Source organism: Clostridium sp. AM34-11AC, from assembly GCF_003435375.1.
In the GTDB taxonomy this organism is placed as follows: Bacteria; Bacillota; Clostridia; order Lachnospirales; family Lachnospiraceae; genus Pilosibacter; species Pilosibacter fragilis.
Map to the genome: position 1 here is coordinate 74,112 of NZ_QWGL01000010.1, position 18,221 is coordinate 92,332.

Sequence of the window (18,221 nt, forward strand, 5' to 3'; positions counted from 1 at the left end):
GCAAGTTGGGAAACGGGGTGGGAGAGGGGCTTAAATTGGAAAGATGGGATGGGGAAATTTAAGAAACGGGGATCAGAAAACGCAGAATTAAGAATAAATTCATGAAAAAGGAAGGAAAAACAGGGCGGGGTAAGTTGCAGGAAAATGGGAACAATGGTATAATAAACTCGATTTTTTATGACATGTGAAAGGAAGAATACATTCATGGCAAATAGGATAAAGAAAAAAGAGGAGACGAAGAGCAGCTATCAGGATAATGTGGCACTGATCATGGGAGTGTTCACCTTAGCGGTTTTATGTGTGCTGCCGCTGGTGTTCCGGGACTATTATTTTAATATTCTGGAGACAAAATACCAGTTTTACTGTATCGTCTCGATTGCGGCGCTCGTTGTTATGGGCGGCTATGGGCTTGCAAGCGGAAAAATGATCGAATGGTTTTCAAAATTCGATTTTAAGACATGGCGAAAAGGGATGAGCTTTGGCGATTGGGCAATGATCGCATTCTGGCTTGCGAATGTGATTTCCTGGGCGCTGAGCAAAGACTGGAAATGGGAAGCGTTCTGGGGAACGTCGGGCCGTTATAATGGTGTTTTCCTTATGACGATCTATATGGCGGTATATTTTCTTGTGACGCGTTTTTTTAAACTGAAGAGATGGTATCTGGACGCGTTCCTTGCGGTTGGAATCTTCGTATGCGTTTTCGGAATTACGGATTATTTCCAGATGGATGTTCTTGGATTTAAGGTAAATATGATGGATACCCAGAAGTCATCATATACCTCAACCTTTGGCAATATCAATACGTATACGATTTATGTTGCGGCCCTGATGGCGATTTCCATGATCCTGTTTACGCAGGAGAAGAACCAGAAACGAATGATGTGGTATTACGGGAATATGATCCTGTCAACATTTGCGCTGATCATGGGAAACAGTGATAACGCATATCTGTCTTTGGCAGCGATCTTTGGCCTGTCCCCATTGTGGCTCTTTAAAACGAAAACAGGCATTCGTAAATACATGATTTCGCTGGCTTCCTTCTTTACTGTTATCTGGTGTATTGAGTGGATCAACAACGCTTATGCTTCAAGCGTACTTGGAATCAGCAGTGCGTTTGATCTGATCGCGGGCCATAAATTCCTTCCGGTACTTATTGCGGCACTTTGGATCATCAGCGGAGTCCTGGTATTCCTTGATAAAAAGAGCAAGGTAAGCAGAACTTATACAGAAGAAACAAATAAAATCCTGATCTATATCTGGATAGCGGTAATTGCTGTTGTATGTGCAGCAGCAGCATTTGTATTATATGATGCAAATGTAGCAGGACATGCGGATAAATACAGCGCGATCAGTAATTATGTAGTATTCAACGATGCATGGGGTACGCATCGAGGATATATCTGGAAACGCGCGATGGAGATCTTTACAGATAAGCTGACTCCTGTCCAGAAGCTCTTTGGATACGGTGCAGATACCTTTGCCTTGATCATGCAGTATTATTTTCCACCGGCACAGAGCGGCGGAACCATCATAATTTATGATAGTGCTCACAATGAGTACCTTCACTATCTAATTACGATCGGACTCTTTGGAACAGGTTCTTATATTGCGTTTATGCTGGCCTCAGTCGCATCGATGACAAGAAAAATGAAAGAGCAGCCGGAAGTTGTGGCGATTATGATTGCTGTTCTTGCATATATGATTCAGGCGGTTGTTAATATCAATCTCCCGATTGCCATGCCGATTATTATACAGCTCTTAGCGATGGGTGTAGGAAGAAAGAAGATTCCGGCAGAAGAGACAAAAACTGAAAAATAAATTTGATCGCGTGAGCGCAGAGACGCTTGCGTCAGGGAGGGAATATTATGATGCAGGCAGTCATCATGGCCGGTGGAAAGGGAACAAGACTGGTAGCACTTACAAAGGATGAGATTCCGAAGCCGATGGTCCCGGTTGCCGGAAAGCCACTGCTTTTATGGCAGGTGGAGCGGCTGAAGGAGAACGGAATTACAGATATTATCATGGTAATCGGACATCTTGGTAATAAGATCAGGGAATACTTTGGTGATGGAGAAAAATTCGGTGTTGCGATCCGGTATTTTGAGGAGACAGAGCCGCTTGGAACAGCGGGATCTTTCTATTATTTAAAGGATATGATCCACGGGGATCGGTTTGTCATGATGTCCGGAGATCTGTTCTTTGATATTGATTTTCAGCGGATGATCCATTTTCATGAAGAAAAGGGCGCAGTCGCGACACTGTTTGTACATCCGAATGGACATCCGTTTGATTCAGACCTTCTCGTGTTGGACCATGATGATAAGATCACGGCGTTTGATTCCAAGCATAATGTGCGGAATTACTGGTATGAGAACTGTGTAAACGCAGGAATTTTTGTATTTGAAAAGAAGATCTGTGACTATGTGCCGGAGCCGGTGAAGCGGAACCTTGAGAACGATGTGATCAAGGGCATGTTAGAGGCTGGAGAACCGATCTACGGGTATTGTTCTCCGGAGTACGTAAAGGATGTCGGAACTGTGGAACGAGTAAACCAGACGCTGGCGGATATTGAGCGCGGTGTGATCGCGGGAAAATGTCTTAAAAATAAGCAGCGTTGTATCTTTATGGATCGGGACGGCACGATCAACCAGTATAAAGGCCTTGTATACAAGGGAGAGGACTTTACGCTGGAGGATTGTGCAGTCGACGCGATCCGGAAGATCAATCAGTCGGGAAGACTTGGAATCGTTATCACAAACCAGCCGGTGGTTGCGCGTGGACTCTGCGAGATCGAAGATGTAGAAAATATTCATAAAAAGATGGAAACGCTTCTTGGAAAAGAGGGAGTGTTCCTGGATGATGTATTTTACTGTCCACATCACCCGGATAAGGGATACCCGGAGGAGAATCCGGCTTACAAGACCCCGTGTGAGTGCAGAAAACCGAAAACAGGTATGATCCAAAAGGCAGCAGAGCGGTACAATATCGATCTTGCGGGATCCTGGATGATCGGTGATACGACGATGGATATCCAGACCGGGATCAACGCAGGAATGCGCACGGCGTTGGTACAGACCGGTGAGGCTGGAAACGATAAGAAATATGACGTGAAGCCGGATCTTGTCTGCAGGGACCTTTTGGACGCGGTAGAGAAGATTTTACAGGTAGATTAACATATTAGGAGAACAATTATGATCATTACACAGACCCCCTTTAGAATGTCCTTCTTCGGAGGCGGAACAGACTTCCCGGACTTTTATAAGGAACACGGCGGAGCCGTAATCTCAACAACCTTTGATAAATACTGCTATGTAAATGTGCGCCATTTACCGCGCTTTTTCGATTATTCCACAGAGCTTTCCTATTCTAAGATCGAGCGCGTGACGGATGTCAACGATATCAATCATCCGGCAATCCGGGAGGCGATGAAATATCTCGATATGCAGGAAATCCGTCTTACTTATGAGGCAGACCTTCCAGCAAGATCCGGACTTGGAACGAGCAGCTCTTTTGCGGTTGGAATGTTAAATGCTTTCTATGCGTTAAAAGGAAAATACGCGGATAAGAGAAAGCTTGCGGATGATGCGATCTATCTGGAGCGAGTTCTCTGCAACGAGAGTGGCGGCGTTCAGGATCAGATTGCGGCGGCGTTTGGCGGATTAAACAGGATCAACTTTAGTGCTGACGGATACGAGGTAAATCCGGTCATTATCTCTCCGGAGAGAAAGGCACAGTTAAACCAGAATCTGATGCTGTTCTTCACCGGATTTTCCAGATTTTCTTCCGATATCCAGCAGACAACGGAAAAAGCACTGGTAGATAAACAGAAGCAGCTTCTTGAGATGCTGTCTCTGGTGGATGACGCGGAGAAGGTTCTCACATCCAAGACAGATCTCAATGAATTTGGAAGACTTCTCGATTATACATGGAAGCTGAAACGCGGAATTTCTAATAGAATCTCCACAGATTCCATTGATGGACTTTACGCAAAGGGAATGGCAGCAGGCGCTCTCGGCGGAAAGCTTCTCGGCGCGGGCGGCGGCGGATTCCTTCTCTTCTACGTAGAGCCGGATAAGCAGGAAGCGGTTCATAAGGCGATGGAAGAACTCTTATATGTTCCGTTTGAGTTTGAGAACAGCGGTACGAGAGTGATCCATTATACGCCGGAGACGTATGAGAAGAGATAAAATATAGAATTATAGAAACTTATAAATGATACGAACATAGAAAATATCCCAACGGTTAGTAAAAGACTGTTGGGATTTTTCTAAATATAAGCTGAAACAGGAAACCATATAACATTCATACTTTTAAAGAGGTGGTTTTATGTACGAAGACGAGAGAAAAAATGAAATCGAGCATGTATTAAAACGCGGAAAAGAAATTCTGAATGAACACCCGGAAATGTACGAGAAAACATATCAGGAAGTGTTAAATATTCTGGATGATGGCACGCGTGAAATGATTCATAACAGGTGGGGAGTCACAGCGCGGATGCTTGCCGAAAATATGAATGTTACAAATCTGACAGATCTTGTAGATGGGCTTGCAAAGGAAGTAGAGTTCTGCGGCAGGAAAACGCTTACATGTGAATATGCCGGTTATCTGCTACAGCAGGAATATGGAGTCGATTTGATCGAATTGCTGTTTCTGGCTGGAGAAAAAGGAGTGATCGATCGGATCATTTCATTTGTGCGCCCGAATATTTATTATGCAAAAACATTTCGCAGAGAACAGGTAACAAAGCTTATTGGTCTATTGGAGCGGCACAAAGGTGAAGAATGGGGCGATGGAATACTTTGGGCATATAGATGTTTTGTCATGAAAATGGAAACATATGCGGTGGTTTTCGATGAAATTGGAGAAGTAAGATGTCAGACAGAGTATAGATTGTTAGGACTTTTTCGAGGATCATGGTATCAGAAAAACAGAGATGAGGCGGAAGCGGTAAGTGAGAAATTACTGGCTTTGGGAGGAAAGTGGAACGCAATGACTGCGATTGATTTTCTGGAAACAGGTTTAAACTATGGAGAAACGATATTCCGGAAAAATTTTCAAAGATTGTGTGAGCTGGCGCATGCATCCAGCGAAATAGAAGAGTATGAAATCCCATTGCTGGTACAGTATGAAACGCGATATGGCGAGAAGGAAAAAACTATTGATGAGGAAATTCTGAAGCGACTTAATGAGATTCCGAGTGGAGTAATGAGCGAAAAGCTGCGGTTTGCGGGGATAATAGCAGATCTGGTAGAGGTTCCGGACAATATCGAACAAGTATTTAAAACGATGATTTTTTCGGATTTCCATAAAGATAGTTCCATGCTTACGACGTTAGATATGTACTATGCAAGAGTGCAGAAAAATGGAAATGACATAGTAACAGTTTTAGAAAATCTACGTCATATTTTTATTGCTAATGGATATAGGGGAAATGATTACATGACATTTTTTAGACAAATGCCAATGGTACACAGTATTCTTCGAAAAGATGAAGAGAAGGTGACGGCTGCGGCAATTTCATATATAGTCGGCGGCGGGATGAAGGAACTCTTTTTTGGCATTGGTCTTCTTTCGGAGGCTGGCAGCTTTGCGAAAATTACAGAGAACTGCGAGGCGGAAAGAGGGAAAGAAATATATTCAGAAAAAGACTGGATCCGTGTTGTAAGAGCAATCCTCTATTATACATATCAGGGAGAACTTGCCTGCAGTACAGCGTTTCACCTTTTAAAGGCAGAAATGGCAGGGGATGAATATATAGAGGTCTGTATGTATGAGATATATGGCAATTATCCAGATACGATGCGCAAAACTGCAGAGAATTATAGAAAATCTGAATACAAACAGCAGGTAAAGCTTGCTGAAAGAGTTTTAGAACATTCCGAAAAAGCGCGTGCAATTCGAGAAAGAATTTATGAAATAAAAGACTTAAGGCCATCTGAGAAAGACCAGATGATGATCAGGTATGCAGAGTGTGAATTTAATCGTAAGGTCAATAAAAACGCAGATAAAGCTTCCCTGACCGGATTACTTTTTCAATCAAGGACATTAAAATATGGGGCGCGGAGCGGAACAGTTATAACTGGGCGTAAGCAGGAATTGATGTATCAGGCAAATCCATTTATGAAATTTGAACATAGTGTGGAATTGCCAAATTTATATATTGAAGATCCGGTCGGATATGAACTAATGAGACAACGGTTTGAGAGGGAGGTGGAATCAGATGCGTCTGGTAATTAAAGATTATCTGTCACAGTTAAAAGAAAAGGATGAGCTTGATTTCCTGATATGTGATCTTCTGCTTCAGATGGGCTATATTACAGATAACCGGCCAGAGACAGGAAATCGGCAATATGGTGTTGATATCCGGGCACGTAAAGGGAGGGAGATCCTACTCGGGGTTATCAAGCAGGGAAGATTAAACCGGGCAAACTGGGATTCAGGTCCGAATGCCGTACGACAAAGTGTCAACGAGATTCGGGATACTTACATCAGGCAGATGACAGAGGATGATCAGAAAAAACAGATCCGAATTGTTGTGATCACAAATGATATGATGGATGAGGCTGTACGGATTGCATGGGATAGTTACGTGGATGAAAATGCGAAATGGGGCAGAAAAAATATCACGATGGAATTCTGGAATATCGATAAGCTGGTTGACGATGTTCAGAAATATCTTTTCGAGGAAAATCTGTTTGGGGCAGAATGGCAGTCGTTATTGAGAAAAGCACTATATTTTATTGAAGAAAGTGATTACCGGAATTACTACTTCGAGCGGATTATCGATGGATATCTTTCCGGGATAAGTACGGCAGACAAGCCTAAAATTCGGGATAAAAAGCTTGCAGGTCTTTATATGGCGACACAGATGATTGCACAGTATGCTTCAGATGCACATATTAATAAAATTGCCATCATGGTTACGGAATATCTGATCATTCGTTACTGGAAATATCTGCTGGAACATCAACTCTTTGAAAAGAAAGCATATACAGAGTGGCTGATAAAATTTCTAAAGGCATATGAAAAGTGGAATGAACAGTATTATGATGCAGTTCGACCCTGCTGTGAAGATGAGAATCAGCTCCCGCTATATCATTCTGTGGAGCAAAGAATGATCTTGTATGAAATGATAGGATATCTGACAACGTATGCATATTATCAGTGTTGTAAGAATGAAAAAGACAGAGATTCATGGGCAAAGGGGGCAAATGTATATAACAGCGTTATGAATCTGATCCGGAATCATCCGCAGTTCTTGTATCCGCCATACGATGAGCATATCGGGATTATTAGCATGCTGTACCGGCTTATGGACCATGTCGGAAACCAGAATGATATCCGATATCTTATGGATCAACAGTGTACAAGACTGGTTATGGAATACAGAATGCACAAACGCTATCCGGCACCTTCAGATACGTTTGAAGAAGCGTTGAGCATTTATCAGAATCAGGAGAATGATTATAATTGCTCAGGCCTTTGGGGTGGAATGCTGCAATGGATGGTCCTCATGGATCAGGGGGAGCTATACGAGAAGTGCAAATGGAATCTTCAGGAAGACTTTAAGGATGTGACAAAGTGCGTATGGTTTTTAAGGGCGGAGGAAGAACTAAAACTCTACGATGCTTATGCGATGAATTTGGCGGGAGATGGAACTTGCTTTGAAGTCGAGGATGATTTTGAAAGTCTCAAAAAACAGATCCAGTTTGTCAGAGAACAATATAAAGAGGAAAGCTTCAGTTATGAGACCTATTCCTTTCCGGCATTAGAGTTTATCGTTAGTCGATATTATGGGTATTCAGTGAGAATTAGGCGAGAATAGCAGAGAAAATAAAGCGAATATAGCCTGTTAAAAAATTAACGTCTGGAAATCTGGCAGAAATTTGGCAAGATCAGGATAATCAGAGTAAAGGATTGTAAAAACGAAAGAGAGATGTTATAATGGGTTAAGCTGAATTTGTCATGCGCAGTCGAAGATTGCGCATGGCATTCTTATGGGAGTGAACTTCCGATAAGGATCATTATCCGAAGATTCCCAGGATTCTCCACTCCCCTGAACTATATCGTAAAAGGAACTTTGAAACATGCTTAAGAAAAAAATCCACCCGGAACATTGGCAAGTCATGGCAGCATATTTGATGATCTATGATCTTATCGTCATTGCGGCTGCTTATTTTTTTGCTCTCTGGCTCCGGTTTGACTGCCGTTTTCAGGCGATTCCGAAAGAATACCTGGATATCTATTTTAAAACGATCATTCCGTACACCCTGTACTGCGTTTTCGTATTTTGGGGATTACGGCTTTATAAGAGTATCTGGAGGTTCGCAAGCTACAATGAGCTGATCCGTATGACGTTAGCCACTGTGATCACGTCATTTTCCCAGATCCTGGCAGTTACTGCGTTGGTGGGAAGAATGCCGATTTCCTATTACTTCTTTGGAGTGATCATTCAGTTTGTTATGACATTGGGAATCCGATTTGCGTACCGTTTTGTCCTTCTGCTGGTCGGAAAAGTCAGGGAACCCGAAGCCCCATTAAAACATGTTCTCCTTGTCGGAGCCGGGGCTGCCGGTCAGATGATCCTGCGGGATATCAAGCATGCGGAAACAGTGAAGGAAAAGGTATGCTGTTTTATTGATGATAATCCGAATAAATGGGGACGTTACATCGACGGAATCCCGGTCGAGGGTGGACGCGACGAGATCATGCGGGCATGTGCCAAGTACCATATCCAGAAGATTTATGTAGTAATTCCGAGTGCATCTTCGGAAGCAAAGAAAGATATTTTAAATATCTGTAACCAGACGGGATGTGAGCTCTTAAATCTTCCTGGCATGTATCAGTTATATACAGGCGACGTGACTGTCAGCAATATGAAGGAGGTTGCCGTGGAAGATCTTCTCGGTCGTGATCCGATCAAGGTCAATATGGACGAGATCTTCCAGCATCTGAAGGGAAAAGTCATCATGGTCACCGGCGGGGGGGGATCCATCGGATCAGAGCTCTGCCGCCAGATCGCAGCCCACGGACCAAAACAGCTGATCATTTTCGATATCTATGAAAACAACGCATACGATATTCAACTGGAGTTAAAGAAAAAATATCCGGAACTCGATCTCGTTGTCCGGATCGGTTCTGTCCGTGACAGCCGGTTGATGTTTAAGATTTTTGAGACATATCGTCCGGAAATCGTATATCATGCGGCAGCCCACAAGCATGTACCGCTGATGGAGGACAGCCCGTGCGAGGCAATCAAGAACAATGCCATTGGTACATATAAAACAGCTTACGCAGCTCTGGTTTATGGCTGTAAACGTTTTGTCCTTATCAGTACAGACAAAGCGGTTAACCCGACGAACGTCATGGGGGCGTCCAAGAGACTCTGTGAGATGGTTATCCAGTCCTTTGACCATATGGTAAAGACCGGACGTGCCTATGAACTTCCGCAGCTCTTTACCCACAGTATGACCGACATGACGACCAAACCGGAAGTTATTGAGGCATTAAAACACGCAAAGACGGAGTTTGTTGCCGTGCGCTTCGGAAATGTTCTCGGAAGCAACGGATCTGTTATCCCGCTCTTTAAAAAACAGATCGCTGCAGGTGGACCGGTAACCGTAACTCACCCGGATATCATCCGGTACTTTATGACGATTCCCGAGTCTGTCAGTCTTGTCCTCCAGGCCGGAACCTATGCCCATGGCGGGGAAATCTTCGTTCTCGATATGGGAAAACCGGTGAAGATCGATACCCTGGCCCGCAACCTAATCCGTCTTTCCGGTCATAAACCGGATGTGGACATCAAGATCGTATACAGCGGTCTTCGTCCGGGAGAAAAATTATACGAAGAAAAGCTGATGGCGGAGGAAGGTCTAAGAAAAACACAGAATGACCTGATCCACATCGGATGCCCGATCCCATTTGATATTGAGGTGTTCTTAGGACAGCTCGAGAACCTGATGGAAACAGCTTACAAAAACAAAGACAATATCCGAGAGGTACTGAAGGAAGTGGTTTCCACGTACCATCCGGCTGATCAGTAAAGGAGATGCTGCAATGTTTAAGGCAACTGATTTTACACCATTCGAGAAAAAAGTATGGCTTGCCTCTCCGACCATGCACGGAGAAGAACTGAAATATATGACCGAGGCTTATGAGACCAACTGGATGAGTACCGTAGGCGAAAACATCAACGAAGTAGAAAAGATCGCAGCGGAGACATCCGGAGTGTCCTATGCTATCGCTCTCTCCTCCTGTACGGCTGCACTGCACCTTTGCGTAAAACTGGCTGGAGAAAAGCTTTATGGAAAATCGCAGATTGGACATGGTGCTGTAGAAGGAAAACGTGTTTTCTGTAGTGACATGACTTTTGACGCGACACTCAATCCGGTTGTATATGAAGGCGGTATTCCGGTATTTATCGATACCGATCCTGCTTCCTGGAACATGGATCCGGAATCACTGGAAAAGGCGTTCGCAATGTATCCGGAAGTAAAGCTTGTCGTGTGTGCTGAATTATACGGTTTTTCTGGAAATATCCGAAAGATCAAAGAAATCTGTGAACAGCACGGAGCTCTGCTGATCGAGGATGCTGCGGAAGCGATGGGCGCCTCCTGGGAAGGAAAACAGTGTGGAGCCTTTGGCGATTATGCGGCGATCAGTTACAACGGAAACAAGATCATCACTGGCTCGTCCGGAGGCTGCCTTCTTACCAACTCTTTAGAAGACGCGAACAAGGCAAGGAAATGGAGTACCCAGGCAAGAGAAAACGCGGCCTGGTATCAGCATGAGGAAGTCGGCTATAACTACCGGATGTCTAATGTGATCGCCGGAGTGATAAGAGGGCAGTATAAGTATCTTGAGGAGCATATTGCCCAGAAAAAGGCAGTTTATGAAAGATATAAGGAAGGATTTAAGGATCTTCCGATTCAAATGAATCCAATCGTGGAGGGCTGTGTTCCCAACTACTGGCTTTCTGCTTTCACGATCGATCCAGAATATATGTGCAGACAGGTCAGAGGCGAATGTGAAGCTCTGTATATTTCTGAAGCGGGAAAGACATGCCCGACTGAAATCTTAGAAGTTCTCAACAGCTTGAATGCAGAAGGAAGACCGATCTGGAAGCCCATGCATATGCAGCCCATGTATCGCAATCATGCGTTTATCACGGTGGATGGCAGCGGCAGATGTCGGACAAATGCGTATATTCCAGGCGGTTGCGTCGATGTCGGGGCGGATATTTTCAACAGAGGATTGTGCCTGCCGTCGGATAATAAGATGACAGACGAGCAAATTGACCTGATTATTGAGGTTGTTAAGGGCTGTTTTGAGTAAAAATGACGAAGGAATGGGCATGAGATGTTCAAATAGGACTACGTTAAAAAATGGGAGTTTTGGGCGTTGAAATGAAGGGTTAAAATGCCGATTTTAAGGCTCATGGTTGCATATCAATCGGAGGTCAAATAGGACGACGTGAAATAGCGTAGTTTTGGGTGATGAGATTAGAGCTGAAAATGCCGATTTTAAGGCTCATGGGTTGCATATCAATTTGGGGGGGGCAAATAGGACGACGTTGAATAGCCGTAGTTTTGGACGAGTAGAAAGTGTGAGGATGTTATTTTCAGTGACATATTGGTGGTGAAATTTGAGTAGATGGATAAGAAGAAATTGGCGATAACTACAGCTGTGGGAGCTGCGACCGGTGTGGCGGGGTATGCGGCAGGTAAGCACAGGAGAAAAAAGAAGACAGAAAAAACAGACAGTGAACCGGTCATCCCACACAGACAAGGGTTCTACGAGAAATACATAAAACGGCCACAGGATTTCTGCTGTGCGCTTCTTGCAATCATTGTGTTGTCACCGGTGATGCTGGTCACAGCGTTACTTGTTCGAGTCAAGCTTGGCTCACCCGTGTTATTTACACAGGAGCGTCCAGGATTGAACGGTAAGATATTCAAGCTGTATAAGTTCCGTACCATGACAGATGAGAAAAATGAAAACGGTGAGCTGTTGCCCGACGATGATAGACTAACAAGATTTGGAAAAGCTCTTCGTTCTACATCTTTGGATGAACTTCCGGAGCTATTTAATATTCTGCGGGGGGATATGGCCGTAGTCGGGCCAAGACCATTACTTGTTCAGTACTTGCCACTTTATAACAAGCATCAAGCAAGACGGCATGAGGTACGTTCTGGGTTTACAGGATACGCACAGGTGCGTGGAAGGAATGCGATCACATGGGAAGAAAAGTTTGACAAGGATGTTTATTATGTGGATCATGTCAGCTTCTTGGGCGACTGGAAGATTATATTTCAGACTGTGAAGACAGTTTTGAAGCGGGAAGGGATCAATTCGGAGACGGCAGCAACGATGGAGTATTTCACTGGGACAAAAGTATAGGAAATTATGGAGATTCAATATGAAGATATTATTCACAAGCGTTGGCAGACGCGTGGAATTGATGCAGGCATTCCGAAAAGCAGCCGATGAATTAAAGTCATCTGGTGAGCTAAAGGATGATTTGACAATCATTGGTGCAGATATTACAGATACGGCTCCGGCCCTATATTTCTGTGATGAGACGAGGATTGTCCCGAGAATTAAGGATAAGAGCTACATCCCTGTTCTTTTAGAAATATGTCAAGAAGAAGCTGTTGACTGTCTGATTCCCACCATAGACACGGATTTGTTGCTGCTGGCAGAGAATAAACGGCATTTTGAATCTATCGGTACAAAAGTCCTGATTTCTGCTGCTAATAAAGTAAGGCTGTGCAGGGACAAAAACTTCACAGCAGATTATTTCCGCTCTCTTGGATTGAAATCCCCTCGGCCGGTCAATTCGGTTGAAAAATACGAGAGTGAGTTAGAAAAGGGTTGTGTTGGATTCCCCGCGTTTATCAAACCAAAGGACGGAAGTTCCAGTATTGATGCTTATAAAGTTGATAATCTGGAGGATTTGAAACTTTATGCTGAAAAGATCGGTGATTACATCATTCAGCCATTTATAGCCGGTAGGGAATATACGATTGATATTTTCTGCGATTACGAGGGTAATCCGGTCTATATCACACCGAGGGAAAGATTGGCTGTCAGAGCCGGGGAAGTTCTGAAAACAAAGATCACACAGGACGATACCATGATTGCTGAGATGCAGGTGTTGATTAGTGATTTTAAACCTTGCGGCCAGATCACGGTTCAGTTGATCCGTGAGGAAACAACGGGAGATGATTACTACATAGAAATCAATCCACGTTTCGGCGGCGGTGCTCCACTGAGCATAAAAGCGGGAGCTGACAGCGCAAAGGCTGTGATTCGAATGCTGAATGGTGAGAAGTTGAAGTATGTTGAGAAAGCCGCAAAAGACGGCGCGGTGTATAGCAGGTTTGACCAGAGCATCTGTGTGGGTGAGTGAACACTTGTATGGGTGAGTATCTGTATGAGTAGAGAAAATGTGACCATGATTGAGATAACCGAAATTACAGAAGTTATGAACTATATAGAAGGTCTTTCCGCTGTAGTGTTTGATTTGGATGATACACTCTACAGTGAAAAAGAATACGTCCGCAGCGGATATAAGGCGGTGGCTGAGATAATCTCACAGGTTGATGATGCGGAAGAAAAGCTATGGGAAGCCTTTGAAAGGAAGAAACCGGCGATAGACACAGTTCTAAAAGATGAGGGGATCTACTCGGAGGAGCTGAAGGAAAGGTGCCTGGAGGTATACCGAAATCACAAGCCAGATATTCATTTATATTTCGGAGTAGCAGATATGCTGAAGGGAATACGAAAACGCGGCATGAACATTGGGATTATCACAGATGGACGCCCGGAGGGACAGCAGAGGAAGATATATGTCCTTGGCTTGGATGCATTGGTGGATGAGATCATCATCACAGATGAACTGGGAGGCCCAGAGCACCGGAAACCTTGTGGTAAGGCATTCCACCTTATGCGGGACATGATAGGCAATGGCGGATATAGCACGATGTGCTATGTCGGAGACAATATCAAGAAAGATTTCGTTGCTCCGGAAGAGCTTGGGATGAGATGTATCTGGTTCCGAAATAGAGATGGATTGTATTATATCGAAGAGGATAATAATTATGCTTGAACGATTGAAGAAAAAAATACCTATAGAGCGTATATGGCAGACCGTCAACCTGAATTTGCGGATCAGCTCGGGGAGAAGGGCAAATTATTTGAAAAAACATCACATTTTTAAAAACATGGGCGAACATGTGAGCTTGCAAATGCGAAAAATCCCTCTTTATCCGAAGCTTATTTCATTTGGAAACAACATCATGGTTGCCTCAAATGTCTCGTTCCTGACGCATGATGCGATTCATCATGTTTTCAATGGCTTGCTTGAAGGACAAGGCGAAAGCAGAAGAGTTAATGAAAAAGTCGGATGTATAGATATCCGTGATAATTGTTTTATCGGAGCGAACAGTATTATCTGTAATGGTGTCAGGATTGGCCCGAATGCAGTTGTTGCAGCAGGAGCCATCGTAACAAAGGATGTACCTCCCGGATGCGTGGCGGGGGGGGTACCGGCCAGAGTAATTGGCTCCTTCGATGATTTGCTGGGAAAGAGAATAATGGAAGCGGAAAATGAGCCGCCAGTCATCCGCATAGAAGCACAAAAAATATCGGATGAAGTCATAGATTGGTTTTGGGGAGAATTCTACGAAAAAAGAAAAGAGAATGAACTAAATGAACAATGATTATGGTTTTGCAGAAAAGCATGAAGCAGTACTCTGCCTATTGGATGAAATTGATCGCCTTTGCAGGGAAAATGGAATCAAGTATTCACTGCATGGTGGTACGTTATTAGGTGCAGAGCGCAATGGACATTTAATTCCATGGGATGATGATGCTGACATCTCTATGTTGCGTTCGCAGTTTAAGAAGTTGAAAAAGATTATAGAGGGCGACGAAACTTCATTATTAGTAATTAAAAAGAGTGAGATTGCACCGTGGCTTACAAATATCAGTTTTTTAAAAAATAAAACTCAAAAAGTGGATGTTGATGTTTTTATTTGGGACTATATAACGGACTCAACTGTGGGACAGGCATTGAAGATTAATCTTTTACGTTTTTTGCAGGGAATGATGAAGAAAAATATTGTTTATTCTGAATACAAAGGCATACAAAGAATACTTATTTGGGCGGCACATTGCGTTGGATTGCCATTTAGCGAGCAGACAAAAATTTTGTGGTATAAAAAAATTGCAAAAGACTTTTTGATCGGGAAAAAGAAATATATTCACCGTTCAAATGATGCATTTGTTGGGTGCAGTTATATATTTGATGCAGATTATATGAAATCCTATTCAATGATAAGGTTAGAAGAACACACTTATATGGTGGCTAAAAGGTATCATGAGTTTTTGATAAGAAACTATGGAGAAGATTATTTGACACCGCCGCCTGAAAAAGAAAGGAGATCTCAGCATGGACATAATAAAGGATTCCTTCCAGAATCAGAGCGGGGGGGGGGATTCATCCGGAGATAAGTCTGGCCGATATGCAGAAAGTGCAGTTGGAATTGTTGCATGAGTTAGATCGGATTTGTAGAAAGAATCACTTGCATTATACTCTCTCAAGTGGCACTTGCCTGGGAGCGGTTCGCCATCAGGGTTTTATTCCATGGGATGATGATATTGATGTATATATGTCATGGAAGGACGCTGAAAAATTAGCAGAATGTCAAAATCAGTTTCGAGACAAATATTTTGTGCAGTCATATAAGACGGATCCCAAATTTCCTTCTACGCATTACAGACTATGTGATTCAACTACATCCTGTTTTATGAAGGATACGGAAGGGTTGGATATAAATCATGGAATATTTATTGATATCTATATTTATTATCTGTATCCGGATAGTAGATTTATGAAGAAAAAGATTACCGTTGATTCATTTATCCTCCGCGTACTGGTTGCTAATACACATCCCAAGAATCACGGCAAATTGGTGGCATTTCTGGGGGACATGGTGCTTAAATTTTATAAAGGAAAGAAAAGAGAACGAAAAATTGAATCTATCCTTCGTGAATATAAGGGCAATAGTTGGGAAAAGTATGTTGCGACTTATTTTGGAAGAGATATTGGATTAGGGAAATGCATTAAATATCCGAAAGAATGGTTTGTACATCCTAAAATACTCTGCTTTGAAGACATGGAAGTGCCTTGCCCTGGAAATCCTGAAGAATATTGCAGGCTTCAATATGGGAATACATTTATGAAACTCCCTCCAGTAGAAAAGAGACAACCGCACCACGAATTTATTTATGCAAGCGTTTCGGAATCCTATAAAGATTTCAAGGGAATATATTATTAGCCAAGCAAAAATTAAGAAATTAAAGGAGAGAAATCTGTGAATTACGCAATTATTTTAGCAGGCGGCGTAGGGCAGAGAATGAGAAATTCAGGAATGCCGAAGCAGTTTTTGGAAGTACATGGGAAGCCAATTATTATTTATACGCTACAGAAGTTTGAACGGTGCGATGATATTGATGAGGTTGTAATTGCCTGCAATGTCTATTGGATGGATCATATGAAAGAGCTTCTTGGTCGGTATGGAATTAAGAAAGCAAAAAGAGTTATTCCCGGTGGAAAAGACCGGCAGGAAAGCGTTAAGAATGGAATTTCCGCGATCACGGAGCTTGGGGCTGGGGATGACGACATTGTGGTGATTCACGATGGCGTGCGACCATTAATTGAGACAGCCATTATCAGCGAAAATGTTCGTGTAGCAAATAAATATGGGAATGCAATGACTGTGCGGCCGGTGATTGAATCGGTAGTGATTACGGAAGAAGAGACTGCAAGGTTTGACAATTTCAAGAAACGTGATGCAACATACAGTTTGACATCTCCTCAGACATTTAAGCTAAGTATTTTGCGGCAGACATATGATGATATAGAGAATGTAAACCAGCCGATTCCGCTGTTGGATACAGCACTTGCTTATACATTTCTTGGAAATGATATACATATCATAAAGGAGAACAATAATAATCTAAAAGTCACCACGCCAGAGGATTATTATATTTTGAAAGCCATGTTGGAACTGGAAGAGAATAAATTTGTCTTTGGATTAGCATAATCTGTGTAAAGGAGGCGATTAATGTGGAAAGACGCGACTTAAATATTATATGTGACAACGCGGTTAACTGGAGGATGTATCAGGATAAGACTGTCTTTGTCACTGGGGCGACTGGGAGAATTGGGATGTATATTCTGGAGACGCTCGTTGATGTGGATATCAAATATAATCTTAACATGAGGATTGTAGGGATATGCCGGAATCCTGAAAAAGCAAAAAAAATTTTTGGTAACACTTTGGATTTTCCGAATGTAGCCTTTATTTATGATGACATCAATGAGCCGGTAGAGTATGTCGGGAAAATCGACTATATTTTTCACACGGCGGGTCCGGCTGCCCCGATTGATTACAAGACCAGCTCTGTCAATACACTCTGGGCACATGTGAATGGCACGCACAATATGCTGGAATGTGCCAGACTGCACAATACGAAACGGTTCTTTTATGTATCTACTGTGGAGGTTTATGGGGATTGCAGAGGGGATAGTGAGATCACAGAGAAGGATATGGGGCCGCTGCAGCATTTGAATTACCGCGCCTGCTATCCGGAAGCTAAGCGCCTTTGTGAAACGATGCTCACCACATACAAACAGGATTACGGATTAAGCTTCTGCGGGGTTCGCATGAGCCATACATTGGGTCCGGGTATTTCCCTCACAGATGGCAGAGGATTTGCTGAATTTCTGAAAGATGTGCTGGACGGGGAAGATATTGTTCTCCATTCTGACGGAAGCGCTGTAAGGCCATATACGTATGTTGCAGATGCGGTGAATGCAATGTTTCTTATCATGGACAAGGGAGAAGATGCTATGTACAATGTAGCAGCAAATGAGAATTTGCTAAGTATACGGGAACTGGCTGAATTAATTGCCAGCCTGTCTCCCACAGGAAAAACGAAAGTCAGATTTGATGGAGAAGCGGGCAATTTACCTTATCTTCCGTATAAATTGGCAATTATGGATACCAGCAAAATCAGGGAACTTGGCTGGAGGCCACAGGTGGATGTGAGGCATGTGTTTGAGTGGACGCTGGAATCTTTTTTATAAGTGTAAATACGGGATGCATTCGGTAGAGTATATGCTTTCGGTTGAAAAGATGAAAAATGGG

General features: G+C 43.2%; 15 protein-coding genes. All 15 read left to right on the forward strand.

What is annotated here, in order from left to right:
• The first annotated feature begins 204 nt into the window (after positions 1-204).
• The 15 genes from DW826_RS08275 (at position 205) to DW826_RS08345 (ending at position 18,160) form a co-directional block, all read left to right on the forward strand.
• On the forward strand, positions 205-1,818 hold the full coding sequence (locus DW826_RS08275) for an O-antigen ligase family protein (RefSeq protein WP_181968025.1): 1,614 nt from the start codon (positions 205-207) through the stop codon (positions 1,816-1,818).
• A 47-nt stretch (positions 1,819-1,865) separates the two neighbouring features.
• Positions 1,866-3,173 carry an HAD-IIIA family hydrolase gene (locus DW826_RS08280; RefSeq protein ID WP_117470553.1) on the forward strand — a complete coding sequence of 436 codons (1,308 nt, stop codon included), beginning with the start codon at positions 1,866-1,868 and terminating at the stop codon, positions 3,171-3,173.
• 18 nt (positions 3,174-3,191) lie between these two features.
• Positions 3,192-4,187 carry a kinase gene (locus DW826_RS08285; protein ID WP_117470554.1) on the forward strand — a complete coding sequence of 332 codons (996 nt, stop codon included), beginning with the start codon at positions 3,192-3,194 and terminating at the stop codon, positions 4,185-4,187.
• Positions 4,188-4,326: 139 nt separating this feature from the next.
• Positions 4,327-6,237, forward strand: coding sequence for a hypothetical protein (locus DW826_RS08290; protein WP_117470555.1), 1,911 nt, complete (start codon positions 4,327-4,329; stop codon positions 6,235-6,237).
• The gene (locus tag DW826_RS08295) at positions 6,221-7,825 is read left to right on the forward strand and encodes a hypothetical protein (protein WP_117470556.1); all 1,605 of its coding nucleotides are present in this window, start codon (positions 6,221-6,223) and stop codon (positions 7,823-7,825) included. Before DW826_RS08290 ends, DW826_RS08295 begins: the two co-directional genes overlap by 17 nt.
• A 262-nt stretch (positions 7,826-8,087) precedes the next feature.
• Entirely contained in the window at positions 8,088-10,046 is a 1,959-nt protein-coding gene (locus DW826_RS08300; protein ID WP_242990584.1) for a nucleoside-diphosphate sugar epimerase/dehydratase, read from the forward strand.
• Positions 10,047-10,059: 13 nt separating this feature from the next.
• Positions 10,060-11,337 (forward strand): DegT/DnrJ/EryC1/StrS family aminotransferase, encoded by a 1,278-nt coding sequence (locus DW826_RS08305; RefSeq protein ID WP_117470557.1) that lies wholly within the window; start codon positions 10,060-10,062, stop codon positions 11,335-11,337.
• Between the two features lie 318 nt (positions 11,338-11,655).
• Positions 11,656-12,402 carry a sugar transferase gene (locus DW826_RS08310; protein ID WP_117470558.1) on the forward strand — a complete coding sequence of 249 codons (747 nt, stop codon included), beginning with the start codon at positions 11,656-11,658 and terminating at the stop codon, positions 12,400-12,402.
• A gap of 19 nt (positions 12,403-12,421) precedes the next feature.
• Positions 12,422-13,414, forward strand: a complete 993-nt coding sequence (locus tag DW826_RS08315) for an ATP-grasp domain-containing protein (RefSeq protein WP_117470559.1) — start codon at positions 12,422-12,424, stop codon at positions 13,412-13,414.
• Between the two features lie 24 nt (positions 13,415-13,438).
• On the forward strand, positions 13,439-14,113 hold the full coding sequence (locus DW826_RS08320) for an HAD family hydrolase (RefSeq protein ID WP_242990585.1): 675 nt from the start codon (positions 13,439-13,441) through the stop codon (positions 14,111-14,113).
• Positions 14,106-14,726 (forward strand): DapH/DapD/GlmU-related protein, encoded by a 621-nt coding sequence (locus DW826_RS08325; RefSeq protein ID WP_117472264.1) that lies wholly within the window; start codon positions 14,106-14,108, stop codon positions 14,724-14,726. Before DW826_RS08320 ends, DW826_RS08325 begins: the two co-directional genes overlap by 8 nt.
• Positions 14,716-15,519 (forward strand): LicD family protein, encoded by an 804-nt coding sequence (locus DW826_RS08330; protein WP_117470562.1) that lies wholly within the window; start codon positions 14,716-14,718, stop codon positions 15,517-15,519. The genes DW826_RS08325 and DW826_RS08330 overlap by 11 nt, the downstream gene beginning before the upstream one ends.
• Before the next feature lie 11 nt (positions 15,520-15,530).
• Positions 15,531-16,346: a LicD family protein gene (locus DW826_RS08335; protein WP_117472266.1), complete on the forward strand. Its 816-nt coding sequence runs from the start codon at positions 15,531-15,533 to the stop codon at positions 16,344-16,346.
• A 36-nt stretch (positions 16,347-16,382) separates the two neighbouring features.
• On the forward strand, positions 16,383-17,114 hold the full coding sequence (locus DW826_RS08340; protein ID WP_117470564.1) for an IspD/TarI family cytidylyltransferase: 732 nt from the start codon (positions 16,383-16,385) through the stop codon (positions 17,112-17,114).
• Between the two features lie 23 nt (positions 17,115-17,137).
• Entirely contained in the window at positions 17,138-18,160 is a 1,023-nt protein-coding gene (locus DW826_RS08345) for an NAD(P)-dependent oxidoreductase (protein WP_117470565.1), read from the forward strand.
• The last annotated feature ends 61 nt before the right edge of the window (positions 18,161-18,221 follow it).